Origin of the sequence: Lyngbya sp. CCY1209 (genome assembly GCF_035615495.1) — a bacterium.
Taxonomy (GTDB): domain Bacteria; phylum Cyanobacteriota; class Cyanobacteriia; order Cyanobacteriales; family Microcoleaceae; genus Limnospira.
This window is the reverse complement of the sequence record NZ_JAJENU010000347.1, coordinates 1-289: the sequence shown is the minus strand read 5'-3', so window position 1 is coordinate 289 and position 289 is coordinate 1. Positions and strand designations below refer to the sequence as shown.

Sequence of the window (289 nt, the reverse complement as noted above, 5' to 3'; positions counted from 1 at the left end):
CCTCCCATTCAAAACCGTGCATGAGACTTTCACCTCACACGGCTCCTAGTTCAGCCGTCTCGTTGTCATGAGTACGATTCTTGCTTTGACTGACATCTATTGCAGTCTTTGCATCGTGACAGTGGTGGTGCAGCAGTTGGAGGTTTTTGTAATCATCTTTTCCGCCTAGGCTTCTAGGGATTATATGGTCGATTTCCACTTGGTCTTCGATAGTGAAGTGCTGCCCGCACCATTTGCATTTGCCTTTCTGGTATTTCAGCAGTTTGGCTTCTCGGTTTGGGATTTCTGC

The 289-nt window shown here is 47.4% G+C and carries 1 protein-coding gene; it reads right to left on the bottom strand.

From position 1 onward, the window contains the following. Positions 1-34 precede the first annotated feature (34 nt). A partial coding sequence (locus LKE08_RS09705) for an HNH endonuclease signature motif containing protein (RefSeq protein ID WP_324704018.1) occupies positions 35-289 on the bottom strand: 255 nt, incomplete at its 5' end.